Raw genomic sequence first — 19,652 nt, 5'->3', positions numbered from 1 at the left:
CAAGCTCCGGCAGTCTGCGCGCCATCGGGGGTATCCGGACGCCAGGCGCCCGGCACGCCCAGCGAAACACAACGGCCGGCGCGCCCGGCGTCTGAGGGCGGAAAATATGCCGAAGTTCGCAGCGAACCTCTCGATGATGTTCAACGAGGTCCCCTTCCTCGACCGCTTCGCGGCCGCCCGCGCGGCCGGCTTCGAAGGCGTGGAGTTCCTCTTCCCCTACGAGCACCCGGCCGAGGAGATCGCCAAGCGGCTGGAGGGCAACGGCCTCCAGAACGTGCTCTTCAACGCCCCGCCCGGCGACTGGAACAACGGCGAGCGCGGCATGGCCTCCCTGCCCGACCGTCGCGCCGAGTTCCGCGAGAGCATCAAGCGCGCCCTGGAATACAGCGCGGCCCTGAAATGCCCGCGGCTGCACGTGATGGCGGGCCTCGCCCCTGCCGGCGTGCCGCGCGACACGCTGCTCTCCACCTATGCCGCCAACCTCGACTTCGCCGCCGAGGAATGCGCCAAGGCAGGCGTGAAGCCGATCATCGAGCCGATCAACCACCGCGACATCCCCGGCTTCTTCCTCAACACCACGACCGAGGCGAAGCGCATCATCGACGCCATCGGGCCCGAGCGGCTGGGCCTGCAGTTCGACCTCTATCACTGCCAGATCACCGAGGGCGACGTGACGCGCAAGGCGCAGGAGCTGCTGCCCTACATCGCGCACATGCAGGTCGCCGATACGCCCGGCCGGAACGAGCCCGGCACCGGCGAGGTGAACTGGCCCTTCGTCTTCGACGCCATCGATGCGAGCGGCTATCGCGGCTGGATCGGCTGCGAGTACCGCCCCAGGGGCGAGACGCTTGCGGGTCTGGGTTGGTTCGCGAAATACCGCGCCTGAATAAAAGGAAGAACGACATATGAAGATCGGATTCATCGGCCTCGGCATCATGGGCCTCCCCATGGCCCAGAACCTCGCCAAGGGCGGCCACGAGATCATCGTCCCCGAGCGCGCCTCGCTCTCGGCGGAAAGCCGCGCGGCCTTCCAGGTCGTGGCCGACGCCACGGCCGTCGCGCAGGCCGCCGAGATCATCATCCTCATGGTGCCCGACACCCCCGACGTGGAGCGCGTGCTCTTCGGCGCCGGCGGCGTTGCGGCCGGCCTCACCAAGGGCAAGCTCGTCATCGACATGAGCTCCATCAGCCCGACGGCGACCAAGGACTTCGCCGCCAAGATCAACGCGCTGGGCTGCGACTACATCGACGCGCCGGTCTCCGGCGGCGAGGTCGGCGCGAAGAACGCCGCGCTGACCATCATGATCGGCGCCTCCCAGGCCGCCTTCGACCGCGCGCTGCCGCTCTTCCAGCTGATGGGCAAGAACATCACGCTGGTCGGCGAGAACGGCGCGGGCCAGGTCACCAAGGTCGCCAACCAGATCATCGTGGCGCTGAACATCGAGGCCGTCTCGGAGGCGCTGGTCTTCGCCAGCAAGGCCGGCGCGGATCCGGCCAAGGTGCGGGCCGCGCTGATGGGCGGCTTCGCCAATTCGCGCATTCTCGAGGTCCATGCCGAGCGGATGATCAACAGGACCTTCAACCCGGGCTTCCGCATCGAGCTGCACCAGAAGGACCTGAACCTGGCGCTGCAATCGGCCAAGGAGCTGGGCGTGGCGCTGCCGAACACGGCCTCGGCGCAGCAGCTCTTCTCGGCCTGCGCGGCGATGGGCGGCAAGGGATGGGACCACTCGGGGATGGTGCAGGCGCTGGAGAAACTGGCGGATCACAAGATCGGCTGACTTCGAGAGGGGCTTTGCCCCTCGTTGTCTCCCCTTCGGGGCCAACCCCCACCAGGGCTTTTTGCCCTGGACCCTGAAACTGGTCGAAGATCCAAGAAACTGAGTTTCTTGGTAGGGCGGTTGAGGGGGCAACGCCCCCCTCAAGAGGGCTCCAGCCCAATCTCCCGCGCCAGCCGCGTCAGGCTCGTGATCTGGCCCTGCAGGAAATCGCGCCACTGCTCCGGCGCCATCGCCCGCGGCGCATAGCCCAGCCGCCCCAGCTTCTCGCGCGTCTCCGGCTGCGCCAGCACCTTGCCCAGCGCCTCGTTGAACCGCGTCACCACCGGCGCGGGCGTGCCCAGCGGCGCCGCCAGCCCGAACCACACGATCAGCTCGTAGCCCGGCACCGCGGCCGAGATCGGCGGGATCTCCGGCGCCAGCGGGAAGACGTTCGGCGAGGTCACGCCCAGCGCCCGCACCCGCCCCTCGCGCACCTGCGCCAGCCCCGCCGCGAAGTCCGTCAGCGTGCTGTCAATGCGGCCCGCCAGCACCTCCGTCAGCGCCTCCGGCCCGCCGCGCGAGGGGACCGCCAACATGCGCGTGTCCGTCAGCCGGCACAGCAGCTCGCTGCCGATGAGGGCCGAAAAATTGCCGTGGCTGAAGGTCAGCTCCCCAGGCCGCTGCTTCGCCAGATCGACCAGCTCCGCCACGCTGCGCGCCGGCGAGTTGGCCGGCACCACCAGCAGGTAGGGCGCCTCGGCCAGGAAGCCCGTATGCACGAAGTCCTTGATCGGGTCATAGGGCAGGTTGCGCACGAGGTAGGTGTTCAGCGCGCCGTTGGTCACGCTGAGGATGGCCTGGTTGTAGCCGTCCGGCGCCGCGTTCTTCACCGCCATGGTGCCGACCACGCCGTTGCCGCCGGGCCGGTTGTCGATGATCACCGTCTGGCCGAGCTCGCGCGAGAGCGGCTCCAGCAGGTTGCGCATCAGGCTGTCCGTCACGCTGCCCGCGGGGAAGCCGATGGTGATGCGGATGGTGCGCTCGGGCCAGGCGGACTGCGCCTGCGCGGCGAGCGGCGCGAACAGCGCCGGCGCGGCCAGCAGGTGGCGACGGTGAAGCGTCATGGAAGTCCCTCGATCGTTGTTGCCCCCACCCTTGCCGGATGCGGGTGAGGCCGACAAGTCAGACCGTGACGGGACGGCTCTTGATGAAGCGATGGATCTCGGTGTTGTCCACCTTCGGCCCGTAATCGGCCATCGCCTCCGTCCAGAGCCCGCGGCAGAGCTGCAGCATGTCCGCCGTGACACCGGTCTGCTCCGAGATGCGGCCCGCCGTCTCCAGATCCTTGCGCATGAGCCCCAGTTGGAAGCCACCGGCGTAGCGGCCGGAGGTGATCTCCTGCGCGAGCTTCGTCTCCGAGGCGATGTTGCGGCCCGAGCTGGCGTTCAGCACGGCGGCGAAGATGCTGAGGTCCAGCCCCTCTGCCTCCGCTATTTGCGCGGCCTCGGACACTGCCAGCAGGCCGGCGGCATAGACGTAGTTGTTCAGCGCCTTCATCGCATGCGCGCTGCCGATCGCGCCCGTGCGGATCAGCGCCTCGCCCACGGCCTTCAGCACGGGTTCGGCGCGGGCGTAATCCGCGTCATCGCCGCCCACCATGATGGCCAGCGTCCCCGCCCTCGCCTTGGTCACGCCGCCCGAGACCGGCGCGTCCAGCATGGCGCAGCCCTTGGCCTTCAGCGCCGCGGCCCAGCGCCGGGTCTCGCCCGGCTCGCAGCTGCCCATGTCGATGACCAGCGAGCCCGGCTGCAGCGCCGGCAGCAGCGCCTCCATCACCGAGGCCACGACCTTGCTGTCCGGCAGCATCAGGATGACCAGCTTGCCGGCCTTCGCCAGCGCCGCCGCATCGGCCACCGCCGCCGCGCCGGGGATGGTCACGCCCGCCGCGTCGAGGCTGGTCACGGACACCCCCTTCGACACCAGATTCATGGCCATGGGCTTGCCCATCATGCCGAGCCCGATAAACCCCACCTGTTCCACGGCTACCCCTCCCTTTTCTCTGCGTTGCATGTTCCGATGCTCCCCGCCCTCTTGTCCAGGACACCCCCATGCGCGAGTTCGACTTCTCCACGCCCGACGGAACGCTGACGGCCGCCATCACCGAGCTCGTCATCGCCGGCTGGACGGGGCGTGACCCGCACAAGGTGCAGGAGCACATCGACGAGCTCGCCGCCCTCGGCATCGCGGCGCCGGAGACCGTGCCCTGCTTCTACCGCGCCGGCATCGAGACGCTGACGCAGTCGCCCTTCGTGGACGTGCTGGGGCAGGACAGCAGCGGCGAGGGCGAATGGTTCCTGCTGGAGACCCCCGAGGGCCGCTTCGTCGGCTGCGGCTCCGACCACACGGACCGCAAGGTCGAGGCCTATTCCATCCCCGTCTCGAAGCAGATGTGCCCCAAGCCCATCGGCGGGCACCTCTGGGCCTGGGAGGAGATCAAGGACCATTGGGACAAGCTCGAGATCCAGAGCGAGATCCTCGAGGACCACACCTGGGTCACCTACCAGCACGGCCCTGTCGCCGCGATGCGCCACCCGGACGACCTGATCGAGCGCGCGCGCGACCTGAACGTGCCCACCGGCCCGGGCGTGCTGATGTTCGGCGGCACCCTGCCCGTCCACGGCGCGATCCGGCCGGCCGCCCAGTTCCGCGTGACGCTGCACGACCCGGTCCTCGGCCGCTCGCTGGGGCATGGCTACGCGGCCCGATCGGTCTGACACGATCGGTGTGACGCTACCGCTCGCCCGGCGGCACGTTTAAGAATCGCGCAGAGGCCGCGCCGATCCGACGGCGCCGCCCGTCGGGAGAGAAGACGTGGATCGCAGGAACACCAGGCCGGGCGTGGCCTCGCGCCGCAGGGCCATGCTCGGGACCGGCATGCTCGCGGCCGCCTTGCCCGCCCCCTTGGCCGCCGCCGCCCAGTCGTCCGCCAGTCAGATGCCTGCCCCTGGGCCGCTCCAGGTCGCCGCCATCGGCGGCTTCCATATCGGCGGCGAGGTCCGCACGCTGACCGGCCTGCCCGCGCGCGAGGTCCGCATGACCGCGACCGGCCCGGTCCGCCGCATCGAGGTCAACGGCGACTACATGGTCGGCCAGATGTACGTGCAGTACGTGAAGCTGGCCGCGCCCAAGGCCCGCCATCCGCTGATGCTCTGGCACGGCGGCGGCCTCTCCGGCGCCTGCTGGGAGGACACGCCGGACGGCCGCCCGGGCTGGCAGTCCTTCTTCCTGCGCGCCGGCCACGACGTCTATGTCAGCGACGCCTTCGAGCGCGGCCGCGCCTCCTGGCCGCGCTTCCCCGAGATCCTGCCGGACGAGCCGGTCTTCCGCAGCCTCTACGAGGCCTGGCGCACCTTCCGCTTCGGCCCGCCCGACGGCTTCGATGTCGATCCCGCCAAGCGCCGCCCCTATCCTGGCGCGCGCTTTTCGCCCGGCATGCTGGAGAATCTCGGCCGCCAGGCGATCCCGCGCTGGGCCAGCTCGGATGCCTTCGTCCAGCGCGCCTATGCCGCCTACCTCGCGAAGATGACCGAGCCCTCGGTGATCGTGGTGCACAGCCAGGGCGTCGCCTTCGCGCTGCGCGCCGCGCTCGACGCGCCGGACAAGGTGGCGGCGATCGTCGCGGTGGAGGGCACCGGCGCGCCCGACCCGGCGACGGTGGACATGGCGCGCATGCGCAACATCCCCCTGCTCATGGTCTGGGGCGACTTCCTCGACCAGGCGCCCTGGCCCGCCTATCGCGTCGCCATCGACCGCTTCGCGACGGGGATGACGGCTGCGGGCGGCACGGTGGAGCTGCTGGAGATGACCGCCCGCGGCGTCACCGGCAACACGCACATGCTCATGCACGACGACAACTCGGACGAGGTCGCCGGTCTCATCCAGGGCTGGCTCACGGCCCAGGGGATGATGAAGAGCTGAGCCCGGCGGACAGCCCGGGCTAAGTGAGCCCGAGCTGCGGCAGGAAGGTCGCGTAGAAGGTGTGCATCTCGCGGATCTGTCGCGCGTAGCTCTCGCCGTCCTGGTACGCGACCTTGGTCGAGAGCCGGTCTGCCGCCTCGCGGATGAAGGCGGGGTCGGTGAGGACCTCGCGGAAGACCCCGTCCAGCCTCGCCCTCACCTCGCCTGGGAGTCCTGCCGGCGCAGCGATGGAGAAGAAGGACGCCTGGAAGTAGGAAAAGCCCTTCTCCTCCATGGTCGGCACCTCCGGCAGGCCGTCCCAGCGCTCGTGGCTCGTGACCAGGAGCAGGCGCATGGCGCCGCTCTTCACCTGCGGCTCCGCGGCGGGCCGGCTGCCGTTGGCGAACTGGATGTGGCCCCCCAGGACGCTGGAAAAAATCTCGGCGTCGCTGCCGCGGAAGGGCACATGCGTCCAGCTGATGCCGAGGTCGCGCCCGATGCGCTCCGTGACCAGGTGGTTGGTCGTGCCGACGCCGGGCGAGCCGTAGCTGAGCTTGCCGGGATTCGCGCGCGCATAGGCGACGAACTCCTCCCAGTTCTGCCAGGGCGCCGAGGCGGAGCAATAGAGCCCGTACTCGTAGGGCTGCACAACGGCGATGTGGTGGAAGGCGGTCAGCGGGTCGTAGGGCGCGCGCTGCAGGTGCGGGATGATCGCCAGCGTCGGCATGTTGACGGAGCCGATGGTGTAGCCGTCGGGCGCTGCGCGCGCGATGTCGGCCACGCCCAGCATGCCACCAGCGCCGGTCTTGTTGGTGATCACCACGGGCTGGCCGAGCTTCCCGCCCACCACCTCGCCCAGCCGGCGCATGACGAGGTCCGTCGAGGAGCCCGCGCCGAACTGCACGATGAAGTTGAGGGGGCGCGTAGGGAAGCCCTGCGCCCAGGCCGACGTGCCAAGCGCCAGTGCCGGCGTTGCGAGCAGCGCGCGGCGTCCGAAATCAACCATCTCCAGTCTCCCGTCCTTGAGGCGACGGGCGATTCCTCCGGCAAGGCTCAGTCCAGTGATGGGCCGCCCCGATCTGGTGGGGCGGCCGGCAGGATCAGGTCACGACTTCGGCCCTGGCGAGGGCGGCATCTTCCGCCTCGCCGGAGCCGATGAGAAGGATGGGCATGCCCTCCGCATCCGCGCCCGGAGCGACGGGCGCGCCCGTGTCCAGGCGGATTACCGCCGCCGCCTCGAAGCCGGCGGGCATCCCGTCGAGCACGAGCGCACAGGGGCGTCCACCGACGCGGAAGAGCCGCGCGCCGCCCTGGACCGTCACCTCGCCGCCCTGGGCCGTGTCGGCCAGCAGCTCGGCCAGGCGTTGCAACGCGGCGCCGGCCGGGCGCAGCTCGCAGAGCGGGTCGAGCAGGCCGGTCCGGGGGAAATAGCCGCGGTCGAGGTCGACGAAGGTATCGACGACGATCTCCAGCACGTCCCGGTTCGCCCAGCCGGCCAGCGTGGCCTCGGCCACGCGCCGGGCGGTGTCGTCGAGGCCGCCGGCGTGCTTCGCAACGCTGTCGCCGGCCAGGCGCAGATGCACCAGCGCGCGCTTGCCGTGCTTCCGCGCGGCGGCCGCGATGGCCTCCGCCGAGGACCAGAGCGGCGCATCGCGGTCGATGGTGAAGCACAGGCCGGCGATGCCGGCATCGAGGCCCGCGAAGGCGGCATCGGCCTCCTCCGGGGCGAATCCATGGCGGATGAAATGGGCATAGACGGCGCGGCCGTCGCCCCCGCCCTCGCTATGCGCGGAGACGTGCAGCCGGGAGAGCAGCACCGGCACGCCGAGCGTACGGCCCAGGGCGGCGAGCCGCGGCGCCTCGGCCTCCAGCGCCTCGGGCGGCAGGATGATCTCGAGGCCGGAGAGCGTCGGCCCGGCGGCCGCCAGCCTGTTCCCCACCTCTTGTGTCGGCACGCCGAAGCCATAGGCGGTGAAGCGATGGCCGAAGGCGGCGAAGTCGTGCATGCGCGCGGCCGCCCGCGGCTCCGTCACGTCCTGCATCGGCACGCGCAGGTGGCGCAGGCCGAGCGATTGCAGCCGCATCGCGAGGTAGTCGTTGCGCACGTACTTCCGGCTGAGCTCGTCGACGCCGCCGGCGGGCACGATGGGCAGCGGCCGCGCCCATTCCTGCCGCAGGTCCACGCCGATGGGCGCGGCGCGGCGGCGCGGATGCAGCATCGAGACGGTCATCTGCCGGTCGGCGATCTCCGGCTCGATGCCGCCGTTGGTGTGGACCCAGTGCACGGTGTGGCCCTTGGCGAAGACCTCCACGACCATGAAGCCGAGCCGGCCCATATGGTTCCGGCCGTACTCGTCGTCGACCGGCGGCGCGGAGAAGAGCTGCGTGTAGTCGTGCCGGACAAAGGCGATGCCTGGCAGCACGTGCATATCGGTGCCGCCCAGCCGGTTCATGAAGACGTTGTGCACATGCCCCGAGAAGAGCGCCTCGACGGGGCGGTCCTTCAGCATCGCCAGCAGCCGCGCGCGGCCGGGATCGGCGAGGTTGTCGTAGTGGTCCGGCTCGTCAGGATCGAGCAGGTAGGGCGGGTAGTGCAGGCAGAGGAAGGAGCGCCGGTCGCGCGGGATATTGGCGTCGAGCCAGTCCCACTGCTCCGCCTCCGCCGCCAGCCCGCTGTTGATGAGCGAGGCGTCGGCCATCACGAAGCGCACGCCGTCATGGTCGAAGGCCTGGCGGTCGGGGCCGAAGGCCTCGGTGTAGATCGCCCGGGCCTCGTCGGTGATCGGCGGCGCGGGAAGCCAGCCGGAGGGCTTGTCGCCGACATCATGGTTGCCGGGAATCCAGTGGATCGGCGCCCCGAGATCCCGGATCATCTCGTGGAAATGGCCGGCCGCCGCGGGAAAGCCCGGCTGGCCCGGCACGGGATGCACCTTGTCGCCGAGATGCAGCACGAAATCGGGCTTCAGCGCGCGAACCTTGGCGAAGGCCGCCGCGGCGCGGGCGTTGAAGAGCGCGCCGGTGGGATAGGGTGATGTGGAGAAGCCCCATTCGGCGTTCACATGCGTGTCGGTGATGACGACGAAGCGGAAGAGCGGCGCCTCGTCGGTCGAGATGCGGTCAACCTGCATGGGCGATGCTCCGGTTCACGAGGGTGGCCGCCGCAGGACGGTCTCGAAGGCGACGGCGTCGCCGAGGAAGGTGCCGATGGAGAGATAGGCCACCTCCCCCTCCGCGCTCGCCAGCGCGCGGCGGACGCGGCCCACCGGCGCGCCGACGGCGATGCCGAGATGCGCCGCGACGACATGGTCGGCCGAGCCAACGGAGAAGCGCTGGCGCAGCTCGACGAGATCGGAATCACCGACCTCCTCCAGCACGTTCAGCACCATCTTGGTCTCGAAGCGATGCTTCGCGCGGGCATAGTATCGCCGGTCCAGGAAAATCTCGGCGAGGCCGTAGGGTGTGCCGTCCGGATCGCTGTGGACGCGCAGCATGCGGCGGTAGCCGGGCGCCGGGCGACCCTCCTGCGGCGAGAGGACGGGGTCGCGCTCGTCGGTCTCCAGCACGCGGGCGGTGTTGCCGCGGATCTCGCGCATGAATTCCGGCCAGTCGAGCGCGATGACCTTGGACTTCGGCAGCGGCGGCTCATCGGCGACGAAGGTCCCGCTGCCCTGCCGCGAGCGCACCAGCCCGTCGTCGCGCAGCAGCTGCAGCGCCTGGCGCACCGTGTCGGGCGCGACCTGGTAGCGCTCGGCCATGTCCTTGATGGTGGAGAGGCGCTCGCCCGGCGGGAGGCGGCCCGTGACGATCTCGTCGCGCAGCACGGCCGCGATGCGGTGGTAGATCGGAAGGGCGCCGGCGCTGACCTGCATGCGGGAAGGCTAACGCGCCCAAAGTTTGTGGGTCAAGCAGCAAAGTATATGACTTTCCATTCGACTTGCAGGACCTCGCCGCGGCACCCACCTGTGCCTCCAAAGCTCCCCTCCCCACCCTTGGATTCCCACATGCGACAGCTTCACCCCACCGGGCGAAACGCCCGGCCATGACCCTTGAACTCGGCCTCGACACCTTCGGCGACGTCACCTTCGGCCCGGACGGCCAGCTTCTCCTGCACGCCCAGGTCATCCGCGACGTGATCGCAGAGGGCGTGCTGGCGGATCGGCTGAGCGTCGACTTCTTCGGCATCGGCGAGCACCATCGCGAGGACTTCGCCGTCTCCTCGCCGGAGATGGTGCTGGCGGCGATCGCCGGGCAGACGCAGCGCATCAAGCTGGGCTCGGCGGTGACGGTGCTGAGCTCGGACGATCCCGTGCGCGTGTATCAGCGCTTCGCCACGCTGGACGCGGCTTCCAACGGGCGCGCCGAGGTGATCCTGGGGCGCGGCTCCTTCACCGAATCCTTCCCGCTCTTCGGCTTCGAGCTGGACCAGTACGAGCAGCTCTTCGAGGAGAAGCTGGACCTCTTTGTGAAGCTGCTGCCGCAGGAGCCGGTGAGCTGGCACGGCATGACGCGCGCGGCGCTCAGGGACCAGCGCGTCTATCCGCTGGTCGAGCACGGCCCGTTGAAGACCTGGATCGGCGTGGGCGGCAGCCCGGATTCCGTGATCCGCGCGGCGCGGTACGGGCTGCCGCTCATGCTCGCCATCATCGGCGGGGATCCGCAGCGCTTTGCACCCTATGCGGATCTTTTCCGGCAGGCCTGCGACAAGCTGCAGAAGCCGCTGCAGCCGATCGGCGTGCACTCGCCGGGCTATGTTGCCGAGACGGACGCGCAGGCGCGCGAGGACCTCTGGCCCGACTACAAGCGCATGCGCGACCGGATCGGCGCGGAGCGCGGCTGGGGGCCGATGAATCACGCGGAGTTCGAGCGCGAGGCCAGCCAGGGCTCGCTCTATGTCGGGTCGCCGGAGACGGTCGCGCGCAAGATCGCCGCGACCGTGAAGGCGCTGGGCATTCAGCGCTTCCAGATGAAATACAGCGCCGGCGCGCTGCCGCACGAGAAGCTCATGCGGAGCATCGAGCTCTTCGGAACGAAGGTGATGCCGATGGTGCGCGAGTTGCTTCAGCCCTCGTAGGGCGTGCCGTCCTTGCGGGTGAAGCGGCCATCGGCATTGGCGCTCATCATGTCGATGTCGGAGCAGGTCGTCAGATCGGCGGGGTGGCGTGAGCCGACCTCTAGATAGATGGCCACCGCGTCCGATCGATTGATCATGTGGTGGCCGTTGCCGTTGCCTTTCGGAAAGGCGGCGCCATCGCCGGCGCGCAGCACCGTCTCGCCGCCATCCTCGATCAGCACCAGTTCGCCTTCGAGGACATAGACGAACTCGTCCTCGTGCGAATGCCAGTGCCGCTGGCTCGACCAGCGGCCCGGCGGCAAGCGCATGAGGTTGACGCCGAAATCCGAAAGGCCGCCGGCATCGCCCAGGCGCTGCCGGACCCGTTCGGCGCAGGGCGCGTCGAACGGCGGCGGATACCCCGCGCCGAGAATCTTCCGCACGGAGGCGATATCGACCTTCGGCATCGCTCCCTCCCCTGCCCGGCCTCCGCGGCCGGGCGCGCAGGATCGCCGTGAATCAGGCGCCGGCGCGCACCGCTTCCGCCAGGCCGCGCACCTGGTCCAGCACCTTGCGCACGCTGTCCGGCTTCGCCCGGCCCTGCTCGTCCAGGGACTTGTGCAGCGTGTCGACCAGCGCGCTCCCTACCACCGCGCCGTCGGCGATGCGCGAGGCCTCGCCCGCCTGCTGCGGCGTCCGGATGCCGAAGCCGATGGCGATCGGCAGGTCGGTATGCTCCCGGACACGCGGGATGGCCTTGCGCAGCGTATCGGGGTCCGCGCTGCGCGTGCCGGTGATGCCCGCGAGCGCCACATAGTACACGAAGCCCGAGGAGGCCTTCAGCACCAGCGGCAGCCGCTCGTCATCCGTGGTCGGGGCGACGAGGCGGATGATGTCGATCCCCGCGGCCTGGGCGGCCGGCGCCAGCACCTCCGCCTCCTCCGGCGGCATGTCCACGGCGATGATCCCGTCCACGCCGCTGGCCTGCGCATCGGTGACGAAGCGATCGGCGCCATAGGAGAGGATCGGGTTCAGGTAGCCCATCAGGATGATGGGCGTCGTCGTGTCCTCGGTGCGGAAGTCCCGCACCATGGCCAGCGTGCCGGCCATGGTCGCGCCCGCCTTCAACGCGCGCTGGCTGGCGAGCTGGATGATCGGGCCGTCGGCCATGGGGTCGGTGAAAGGCACGCCGATCTCGATGAGGTCGGCGCCCGCGCCGGGCAGGCCGCGCAGGATGGCCATGCTGGTCGCGGGATCGGGGTCGTAGGCTTCCAGAAAGGTGATGAGCGCGCCGCGCCCTTCCGCCTTCAGCTGCGCAAAGCGCGCGGGGATGCGGCTCATATCGTCACCCCCAGATGGTCGGCGACGGTGAAGATGTCCTTGTCGCCGCGGCCGGACATGCACAGCACGATGATCTTGTCGGCCGGCAGCGTCGGCGCGATGCGCAGCACATGAGCCAGCGCATGCGCGGGCTCCAAAGCGGGAATGATGCCCTCCAGCTTGGTGCAGAGCTGGAAGGCGTCCAGCGCCTCGTTGTCGGTCGCATTCACGTATTTCACGCGGCCGAGCTCATGCAGCCAGGAATGCTCGGGCCCGATGCCGGGATAGTCGAGCCCGGCGCTGATGGAGTGGCCCTCCAGGATCTGGCCGTGCTCGTCCTGCAGCAGGTAGGTGCGGTTGCCGTGCAGCACGCCCGGCCGGCCGCCGGTGAGGCTCGCTGCGTGCTCCTGCGTGTCCACGCCATGGCCGCCGGCCTCGACGCCATGAATCTCCACAGAGGGGTCGTCGAGGAAGGGAAAGAACAACCCCATGGCGTTGGAGCCGCCGCCGATGGCCGCGGTGAGAATGTCGGGCAGGCGTCCCTCGCCCTCGAGCTCCGCGAGCTGCCAGCGCACCTCCTCGCCGATGATCGACTGGAAGTCGCGCACCATCACCGGATAGGGGTGCGGGCCGGCGACGGTGCCGATGCAGTAGTAGGTGTCGTCGACATTCGCGACCCAGTGGCGCAGCGCCTCGTTCATCGCGTCCTTGAGCGTGGCCGCGCCGGAGGTCACCGGCACCACCTCGGCGCCCAGCAGCTTCATGCGGAAGACGTTGGGCTTCTGGCGCTCCACATCCACCGCACCCATGAACACCGTGCAGGGCAGGCCGAAGAGCGCGCAGGCCGTGGCGGTCGCGACGCCGTGCTGGCCCGCGCCGGTCTCGGCGATGATGCGCTTCTTGCCCATGCGGCGGGCCAGCAGGATCTGGCCGAGCACGGCGTTGATCTTGTGCGCGCCGGTGTGGTTCAGGTCCTCGCGCTTGAAGTAGACCTTCGCGCCGTCGCCGCGGCGCGGCGCCAGGGAAGCGCAGTGCTGCGTGATGCGCTCGGCGAACCAGAGCGGGCTGGGGCGGCCCACATAGTCCTTCAGCAGCCGTCGCCATTCCTTGTCGAAGCCCGGATCCTTCTTGGCTTCGGAAAGGGCGGCCTCCACCTCGAGGATGAGCGGCATCAGGGTCTCGGCGACGTACCGGCCGCCGAAGCCGCCGAAACGTCCCGCGGAATCCGGGCCGCTCTTGAAGGTGTTGGGCCGCAGGGGCGGCGTGACGGGCTTGTTCACTGGTGTTCCCGGGTCTGGCGTTGAGGGGCGGCCTTGATAGCGGGCGGCCGGCCTTTCCCCAACCCCAGGCGGTCACATTTGGCGCACGGCCCGGATGAAATCGCGGATCAGGCCCTCGTCCTTCACGCCCTTGGCCCGCTCGACGCCGGAGGAGACATCCACGCCGGGCGCGCCGCTGACCCGGATGGCCTCGGCCACATTGGCGGGCGTGAGGCCGCCGGCGAGCAGCCAGGGCACCGGGATGTCCTTCAGCCGCGCGAGGCGCCATTCGAAGGCTTCCGCGTTCCCGCCCGGCCGCGTGGCTTCCGGCGGCGGCTTGGCGTCCAGCAGCAGCCGGTCGGCCACGCCGGAGAAATCGTCGATCTGGGCGAGGTCGGCCTCGGTCGCGATGCCGATGGCCTTCATCACCGGGCAGCCGAATTTCTCCCGGACTTTCGCGACGCGCTCCGGGGTCTCGCCGCCGTGGAGCTGGATGAGGTCGAGCGGCGTGGCGGCCAGCACGGCTTCGATCAGCTCGTCCTGCGGGTCCACGAACAGCCCCACGCGCGGTGGCCCGCCCTCGAGCGAGGCGGAGAGCGCACCGGCCTGTGCCGGGGTCAGCGCGCGCGGCGAGACCGGGAAGAAGACGAAGCCCACGAAATCGGCACCCGCCTCAGCCGCCACGCGCAGGGCCCCGGGCGTGGAGATGCCGCAGATCTTGACCTCGGTCGTTCTTTGTTCGGTCACCGGGGCAGGCTCGCGACGATGGCGCGCGCGGCAGCGGCGGGATCGGCGGCGCCCGTGATGGGCCGGCCGACCACGATCCAGTCGGCGCCATCGGCCACCGCATCGGCCGGGGTCGCCACGCGCGCCTGATCGCCGACCTCGCTGCCGGCGGGGCGGATGCCCGGCACCACCAGGCGCGGCCCCTCTCCCAGCGCGGCGCGGATCGGCGCGACCTCGCGCGGCGAGCAGACCAGTCCGTCGGCGCCGGCCGCCAGGGCCATGCGGGCAAGGCGGATCACCTGGTTCACCGGATCGGCCTCGACGCCGATGGCGCGAAGCGTCTCCGCGTCGATGCTGGTCAGCACCGTCACGGCAAGCAGCATGGGCCGCGCGGCACCGGCCGCCTCAGCGGATTTGCGGGCGGCGGCGATCATCGCCGGGCCGCCGGCGGCGTGGATGGTGATCATCGCCGGGCCGAGCGGCGCGAGAGAGCCGATCGCGCCCGCCACTGTGTTGGGGATGTCGTGCAGCTTCACGTCCAGGAAGACCGGCGCCCGCCGCCGCAGCGCCGCCACCGCCGGCGGCCCTTCCGCGCAGAACAGCTCCAGCCCCAGCTTCAGCAGCCCGGCCTCCGGCGCGACCTGTGCGGCCAGCGCCTCGGCGCGGGGCAGCGCCGGCGTGTCGAGGGCGACGATCAGCCGGCCCTGAGGACCGTCCGGACGCGGCAACATATGCGAAAGACCTTCAGTTCGGCTTGGCGAGGGCCGCATCGCGCGCGGCCAGCTCGGCGTCAAGCCGTTTCGCCGTCCGGCGCAGGCGCCGGTTGCTCCATTTCTGGGGCAGGTGCGAGAACCAGACGAGCAGCGCGCCGGCCAGGAAGGCGACCAGGCAGGGACCCAGAATGGCCTGCCAGAGCGCCAGCTCCACCGTCCAGCCGCCGGGCCAGAGCGCCACCGTCACGGCGTGCCCGTTGGCGAGCGCGAAGACGCCCAGCGCGAGGGCGATCAGGACTGGCAGGATCAGGCTCATCAGGGACCCTCGCCGGGATCCTGGCCGCCATTGACCCGGGCCCGCAGCTCCTTGCCCGGCCGGAAATGCGGCATGCCCTTGCCGGCGACGGCCACGGCCTCGCCGGTGCGGGGGTTGCGGCCCTGCCGCGGGTCGCGCCGGCGGGTCGTGAAGGCGCCGAAGCCGCGCAGCTCCACCCGGTCGCCCCGGGCCAGGGCGGCGCTCACCTCCTCGAAGATGGTGCCGACCACAAGCTCGATATCGGGTTGCCGCAGATGCGGGTGCTGCGCCGCCAGATGCGCGATGAGCTCGCTCTTCGTCATGCAGGTCCCCGCGCCGTCCGTGGTTCATAGCAAGCGGAAGTCAAAGGATTTGCAAGCCCGGATATGCGACTCACCGGGGAAGAATCGCGCCCGGCCACCAGCCCTCGGCGCGGAAAGCGGCAATTCCGGCCCGCCAGATGCTCGCGGAGGCAAGGGACAGCGCCCGCTCCGCCGCGCCCCGGGGGTCGATCTCGCGCACCGGCAGGTCGGCGGAGACGCCGCGGTTGGCCGCGAGCCAGGCGCGGGCCTCCGCCTCGCCGCCGATCGCGTCCACCAGCCCGGCGGCCAGGGCCTGGCGGCCCGTCATGATCCGGCCGTCGGCGAGCGGCAGCACCCGCTCCTCCGGCATGTTGCGGTTGGCCACGACCATGGCGACGAACTGCCGGTACATGTCCTCCACCACGGCGGCCAGCGAGGCCCGGCCCTCCTCAGTGAGGGGGCGGAAGGGGCTGGGCTGGTCCTTGAGCGGGCCGGAGGTCAGGGTCTCCGTCCGCAGGCCGAGGCGGGAGATCAGCTCCGAGACCTCGAAGGACTGCAGCAGAACGCCGATCGAGCCCGTCAGCGTGGACTCGCGAGAGAAGATCCGCTCGGCCGGCAGCGCCACCATGTAGCCCGCCGAGGCCGCGGTGCCGGTCAGGACGGCGACTACCGGCTTGCCCGCCTCGCGCAGGGCGCGGATGGCGCGGTACAGCCCCTCCCCGCCGGTGACGGTGCCGCCATGGCTGTCGATCACGACCAGGACGGCGCGGACATGCGAATCGCGGCCGGCCCGCGCGATCTCGCGGAGCAGCTTGGGCTCGTCGGTGATGGTGCCCTCGATGGGCAGGCGGGCGACATGGTCGCCGGCCAGGGCATCCGGCAGCTCGTCGCCCCAGTAGAGGGCCGCGAGCAGCACCAGGCCAAGGACGAGAGCCCCGCGCCAGAAGCCGAGCTGCCGCTTGAGGCGCCTGCGATCGAGAAGGAGGTCGGACTCCAGCGTCATGGGTCGGATGCGTCCCGTGGATGCGATGTCCCCCTGGAGATAGGGCGTTCCAGGCCTTCTGCGAAGGCATGCGGTTGCCAGGGGCCGAGGGGAGCGCTATTCACCGCGCCGCGTGGGCGGGCCGACTTAGCTCAGGGGTAGAGCAACTGATTCGTAATCAGTAGGTCCGGGGTTCGATTCCCCGAGTCGGCACCACTATCTTTCCAACCTTTTCAGCGCTGCCCAGCCGATCCGCCGGCCAGCGCTCCAACTCCACCGGATCAGGCCGGCTTCGCCAGCGCCGATCCTGTGTTCCTCCCCCCAACCGACGGATCAGGCCATGATCGGCGTCCGCCGCAGCGTGCGGCGCGTCGCCGGGTCGAAGGCCCGCCGCGCATGCTGCAGCAGCCGGTTGTTCCAGAGCACCAGGTCCCCCGGCCGCCAGGCGTGGCAATAGGTGGCGCTGCTGCTCTCGATCTGCTGCCGCACCTCCGCGAGCAGCGCCGCGCTCTCGTCGGGCGACAGGCCGAGAACCTCCACGCTCCACCGGCGGTTGACCCAGATCGCCTTCTGCCCCGTCTCCGGGTCGCTCCAGACGATCGGATGGACGGCGGTCGAGCTCTCCTCCTTCTCGCTCGCCACGTTGTAGCGGGCGGCCACGACCTCGTCATAGGCGCGGACATGGCGGCAGCTCCGCCCGTCGATGCGCCGCTTCAGCTCGAGGGGCAGCTCGTCGAGAACCACCGCCGTGTCGCAGAAGCAGGTCTCGCCGCCCTCCGCCGGCACCTCGACGCCGTAGAGCATCAGCGCGGTCAGGGGCTCCGGATAGAAGATGTGATCGAGGTGGAAGGCCAGCTCGACGTCGCCGAACAGCCCGTCCGGCCGGACATTGGAGACGAAGAGCTCGTTCTCGCTCTTCGGCTTCACCCGCCCGTGCTCGCGGAGAAAGATCTCGCCGAAGATCCGTCCGAAGCGCGACTGGTCCTCGGGCGATATGTCCTGGTCCCGCAAGATCAGCAGGCGATAGCGGCGGAAAGCGTCCCGCAGCAGGCTCGCCGTCGGTCCGTCGATGGGCCGGCGGAGATCGAGGCCCAGCACCTCCGCGCCGAAGCTCGGCGCCAGGGGCCTGAGGGTGAAGTGACCTGCGTTCGGCGCCGCGACTTCAGAACCAGTTCCGGCCATCTCGCCTCTCCCTGTTGTCGGCGCGAGGCTGGCAGGCGCCGCCCGGGAGCGTCCAATGCCGATCCATGCGGGTTGTATGCCGGGACGTGATGCCTGCTACGGTTCCGTGATGAAATGGCTGCACCCCGCATGAGCGCCGCTGGCCGCCGAACGCCGACCTTCCGCCAGGTCGAGGCGTTCCGCGCGGCCGCGCAGCTCCAGACCGCCACGGCCGCGGCCCATGCGCTGGGCCTCGGGCAGCCGGCGGTCTCGCGGCTGCTGGCGGAATTCGAGCGGTCCGTCGGGCTGTCGCTCTTCGACCGGCGCGGGCGCGGCCTCGCGCTGACCGCCGACGGCGAGCTGCTCCGCAAGGAGGTGGAGCGCAGCTTCATCGGGCTCGAGGCCATCGCCGAGGCCGCTTCTGCCATCGGCCGCAACGCCGCGGGGCTGCTGCGCGTCGCGGCCCTGCAGGCCTATGCGGACGGCTTCGTGGCCGACGCCGTGGGGGATTTTCTCCGGGAGTATCCCGGCCTGCGCGTCGAGCTGCAGTCGGTGCCCAAGCCGGAGCTGATCCGGCTGCTCGCGATGGAGCGCTACGACCTCGGCATTGCCAGCCTGCCCGTGGATTCCGCGGCCCTCGTCGCCAGGCCGCTGGTGAAGCGCCGGGGCGTGATGCTCTTTCCCCACTCCCTCCTGCCGCCGGAGCCGGTGACCTGGCCGGACCTGGAGCGGCTGCCGCTCATCGTGCTGTCGCGCGACGCGCCCTTCCGCGTGGCCTTCGACGCCCAGGCCGCGCATCTCGGCGTGCGGCCGCGCATCGTGGCCGAGCTGCGGACGCAGCGCGCGATCTGCCGCGCGGCGATGGCGGGTGGCGGCGTCGGCCTCGTGGAGGATGTGCTGGCCTACGAGTACGACACGGAGCGGGCCCACACCCGCCCCCTGCCCGGCAACTTCGAATGGACGCTCGCGCTGCTGCAGCCCCGGCGCCGGAAGCTCACGCGATCGGCGCAGGGGCTGGCCCGCCTTCTGGCCGCGCGCGCCGCGGAGCATCACCTTCCCGCATGAAAGGTGCAGCGTAACGCATTGGACAGTTTTTCCGGCCGCGTCCTAGGCTTTCCCGATACTGGAAGGGGCCACCGATGACGTTGCGGAACCGAATGGCTGGCCTTCGCTTCCTCGTCCTCGCGGCCATCGCCCTTTGCGGAACCGCCGCGGCCCAGCCCTATCCGAACCGGCCCATCGAGGTGGTCGTGCCCTATCCGCCCGGCGGCAATTCCGACGGCTCGGTGCGCCTCTTCGCGGATCGCTGGTCGGAGTTCCTGGGGCAGCCGATCGTCGTGGTGAACCGGCCCGGCGGCGGCTCCTCCGTCGGCGCGCGCTTCGTGGCGAACGCGCGGCCGGACGGCTACACGCTGCTCGTCGGCAGCGAGTCCTCCTTCCTCACGGTGCGGCTCACGCAGCCCGACGCCGGCTACAATCTCGATAGCTTCACCTACCTCTTCGGCTACGGCTACGGTGCCGCCTACTTCGTGCTGCGCGAGGACGCGCCCTACCGCACGGTGCAGGAGTTCATCGCGGCGGCGCGGCAGCAGCCGGGAACGCTCACCTATGCCTCCTACGGGCTCGGCACCTTCGGGCAGTTCGCCGCGGAGCTGCTCTGGTCGCGCAGCGGATCGCAGCTCACCTACGTGCCGTTCCGCTCCAGCCCCGAGGCGAACACCGCGCTCATGGGCCGGCACGTGAACATGTCGGTGCCGGCCTCGACCTTCGGCCTCGGCCCGGGATCGGGCCTGCGGCTCGCGGCGACCACGGCGCCCACGCGCCTCCCCTTCGCGCCGGACGTGCCGACGCTGCGCGAGCTCGGCTACGACGCCGACCTCACCTACACCATCGCGATCGTGGGCCCCGCGGGCCTGCCGCCCGAGGTCGTGCAGCGCCTGACCGAGGCCCACCGGCTCGCCTATGCCAAGTATCGCGAGGAGGTCGAGCGCCGCCTCCAGGCGCTCGAGCTGGTGCCCGTCGAGATGGACGGCGCCGCCCTGCTCCGGCAGCTGCGCGAGCGCGACGCGCTGTTCCGCTCGCTGGCGCCAGGCATGGGCCTGAACCCGCAATAACCCTGGAACCCTT

The 19,652-nt window shown here is 70.5% G+C and carries 21 protein-coding genes and 1 tRNA gene; 8 read left to right on the top strand and 14 right to left on the bottom strand.

The features are described 5' to 3' along the window. The first annotated feature begins 106 nt into the window (after window positions 1-106). Both otnI and AC1ROY_RS28395 read left to right on the top strand, forming a co-directional pair. The gene (gene otnI / locus AC1ROY_RS28400) at window positions 107-886 is read left to right on the top strand and encodes a 2-oxo-tetronate isomerase (RefSeq protein WP_493152297.1); all 780 of its coding nucleotides are present in this window, start codon (window positions 107-109) and stop codon (window positions 884-886) included. A gap of 19 nt (window positions 887-905) precedes the next feature. Then, window positions 906-1,781, top strand: coding sequence for a 2-hydroxy-3-oxopropionate reductase (locus AC1ROY_RS28395; protein ID WP_493152296.1), 876 nt, complete (start codon window positions 906-908; stop codon window positions 1,779-1,781). Between the two features lie 140 nt (window positions 1,782-1,921). Here the strand turns inward: AC1ROY_RS28395 and AC1ROY_RS28390 are convergent, their stop codons facing one another. Further along, window positions 1,922-2,884 (bottom strand): Bug family tripartite tricarboxylate transporter substrate binding protein, encoded by a 963-nt coding sequence (locus AC1ROY_RS28390; protein WP_493152295.1) that lies wholly within the window; start codon window positions 2,882-2,884, stop codon window positions 1,922-1,924. A 58-nt stretch (window positions 2,885-2,942) separates the two neighbouring features. Then, window positions 2,943-3,800 (bottom strand): NAD(P)-dependent oxidoreductase, encoded by an 858-nt coding sequence (locus AC1ROY_RS28385; protein ID WP_493152294.1) that lies wholly within the window; start codon window positions 3,798-3,800, stop codon window positions 2,943-2,945. 68 nt (window positions 3,801-3,868) lie between these two features. Here AC1ROY_RS28385 and AC1ROY_RS28380 point away from each other — a divergent pair, with 68 nt between their 5' ends. Further along, window positions 3,869-4,534, top strand: a complete 666-nt coding sequence (locus tag AC1ROY_RS28380; RefSeq protein ID WP_493152293.1) for a DUF2848 domain-containing protein — start codon at window positions 3,869-3,871, stop codon at window positions 4,532-4,534. A 97-nt stretch (window positions 4,535-4,631) separates the two neighbouring features. Continuing rightward, entirely contained in the window at window positions 4,632-5,738 is a 1,107-nt protein-coding gene (locus AC1ROY_RS28375; protein WP_493152292.1) for an alpha/beta hydrolase family protein, read from the top strand. A gap of 19 nt (window positions 5,739-5,757) precedes the next feature. On the opposite strand, the gene AC1ROY_RS28370 is transcribed toward AC1ROY_RS28375, so the two are convergent. The 3 genes from AC1ROY_RS28370 to AC1ROY_RS28360 form a co-directional block, all read right to left on the bottom strand. After that, complete coding sequence (locus tag AC1ROY_RS28370) at window positions 5,758-6,723, bottom strand: Bug family tripartite tricarboxylate transporter substrate binding protein (protein ID WP_493152291.1); 966 nt, start codon at window positions 6,721-6,723, stop codon at window positions 5,758-5,760. Window positions 6,724-6,817: 94 nt separating this feature from the next. After that, window positions 6,818-8,845 (bottom strand): metallophosphoesterase family protein, encoded by a 2,028-nt coding sequence (locus AC1ROY_RS28365; protein WP_493152290.1) that lies wholly within the window; start codon window positions 8,843-8,845, stop codon window positions 6,818-6,820. 15 nt (window positions 8,846-8,860) lie between these two features. Then, entirely contained in the window at window positions 8,861-9,586 is a 726-nt protein-coding gene (locus tag AC1ROY_RS28360; RefSeq protein WP_493152289.1) for a GntR family transcriptional regulator, read from the bottom strand. Between the two features lie 170 nt (window positions 9,587-9,756). Between AC1ROY_RS28360 and AC1ROY_RS28355 the strand changes: the two genes are divergently transcribed. Next, window positions 9,757-10,788, top strand: a complete 1,032-nt coding sequence (locus AC1ROY_RS28355) for an LLM class flavin-dependent oxidoreductase (RefSeq protein WP_493152288.1) — start codon at window positions 9,757-9,759, stop codon at window positions 10,786-10,788. Here AC1ROY_RS28355 and AC1ROY_RS28350 read toward each other — a convergent pair. From AC1ROY_RS28350 to sppA, 8 genes are all read right to left on the bottom strand, one after another. Then, window positions 10,776-11,234, bottom strand: a complete 459-nt coding sequence (locus AC1ROY_RS28350; RefSeq protein WP_493152287.1) for a cupin domain-containing protein — start codon at window positions 11,232-11,234, stop codon at window positions 10,776-10,778. The genes AC1ROY_RS28355 and AC1ROY_RS28350 overlap by 13 nt on opposite strands. A 52-nt stretch (window positions 11,235-11,286) precedes the next feature. Further along, window positions 11,287-12,108, bottom strand: coding sequence for a tryptophan synthase subunit alpha (trpA, locus tag AC1ROY_RS28345; protein ID WP_493152286.1), 822 nt, complete (start codon window positions 12,106-12,108; stop codon window positions 11,287-11,289). Continuing rightward, entirely contained in the window at window positions 12,105-13,367 is a 1,263-nt protein-coding gene (gene trpB / locus AC1ROY_RS28340; RefSeq protein ID WP_493152285.1) for a tryptophan synthase subunit beta, read from the bottom strand. Before trpB ends, trpA begins: the two co-directional genes overlap by 4 nt. Window positions 13,368-13,439: 72 nt before the next feature. Continuing rightward, complete coding sequence (locus AC1ROY_RS28335; RefSeq protein ID WP_493152284.1) at window positions 13,440-14,093, bottom strand: phosphoribosylanthranilate isomerase; 654 nt, start codon at window positions 14,091-14,093, stop codon at window positions 13,440-13,442. After that, on the bottom strand, window positions 14,090-14,803 hold the full coding sequence (gene pyrF, locus AC1ROY_RS28330) for an orotidine-5'-phosphate decarboxylase (protein WP_493152283.1): 714 nt from the start codon (window positions 14,801-14,803) through the stop codon (window positions 14,090-14,092). The genes AC1ROY_RS28335 and pyrF overlap by 4 nt, the downstream gene beginning before the upstream one ends. 13 nt (window positions 14,804-14,816) lie before the next feature. Then, window positions 14,817-15,101 (bottom strand): lipopolysaccharide assembly protein LapA domain-containing protein, encoded by a 285-nt coding sequence (locus tag AC1ROY_RS28325; RefSeq protein ID WP_493152282.1) that lies wholly within the window; start codon window positions 15,099-15,101, stop codon window positions 14,817-14,819. Then, window positions 15,101-15,403, bottom strand: coding sequence for an integration host factor subunit beta (ihfB, locus tag AC1ROY_RS28320; RefSeq protein WP_493152281.1), 303 nt, complete (start codon window positions 15,401-15,403; stop codon window positions 15,101-15,103). Before ihfB ends, AC1ROY_RS28325 begins: the two co-directional genes overlap by 1 nt. A gap of 70 nt (window positions 15,404-15,473) precedes the next feature. Then, a complete protein-coding gene (sppA, locus tag AC1ROY_RS28315; RefSeq protein WP_493152280.1) occupies window positions 15,474-16,385 on the bottom strand; it encodes a signal peptide peptidase SppA in 912 nt (303 codons plus the stop codon). 120 nt (window positions 16,386-16,505) lie between these two features. On the opposite strand from sppA, the gene AC1ROY_RS28310 reads away from it, so the two are divergent. Further along, a tRNA-Thr gene (locus AC1ROY_RS28310) sits at window positions 16,506-16,580 on the top strand. A 117-nt stretch (window positions 16,581-16,697) separates the two neighbouring features. Here the strand turns inward: AC1ROY_RS28310 and AC1ROY_RS28305 are convergent. Next, window positions 16,698-17,546, bottom strand: coding sequence for a TauD/TfdA dioxygenase family protein (locus tag AC1ROY_RS28305; RefSeq protein WP_493152279.1), 849 nt, complete (start codon window positions 17,544-17,546; stop codon window positions 16,698-16,700). Between the two features lie 129 nt (window positions 17,547-17,675). Here AC1ROY_RS28305 and AC1ROY_RS28300 point away from each other — a divergent pair, with 129 nt between their 5' ends. Further along, window positions 17,676-18,590: a LysR family transcriptional regulator gene (locus AC1ROY_RS28300; protein WP_493152278.1), complete on the top strand. Its 915-nt coding sequence runs from the start codon at window positions 17,676-17,678 to the stop codon at window positions 18,588-18,590. A 92-nt stretch (window positions 18,591-18,682) separates the two neighbouring features. After that, on the top strand, window positions 18,683-19,639 hold the full coding sequence (locus AC1ROY_RS28295) for a Bug family tripartite tricarboxylate transporter substrate binding protein (protein ID WP_493152277.1): 957 nt from the start codon (window positions 18,683-18,685) through the stop codon (window positions 19,637-19,639). Window positions 19,640-19,652 lie beyond the last annotated feature (13 nt).

The organism is Roseococcus sp. GW821-FHT12F05 (assembly GCF_058806835.1).
Note: the sequence above shows the minus strand (reverse complement) of the source record. Positions and strands in the feature narration are given on the sequence as shown.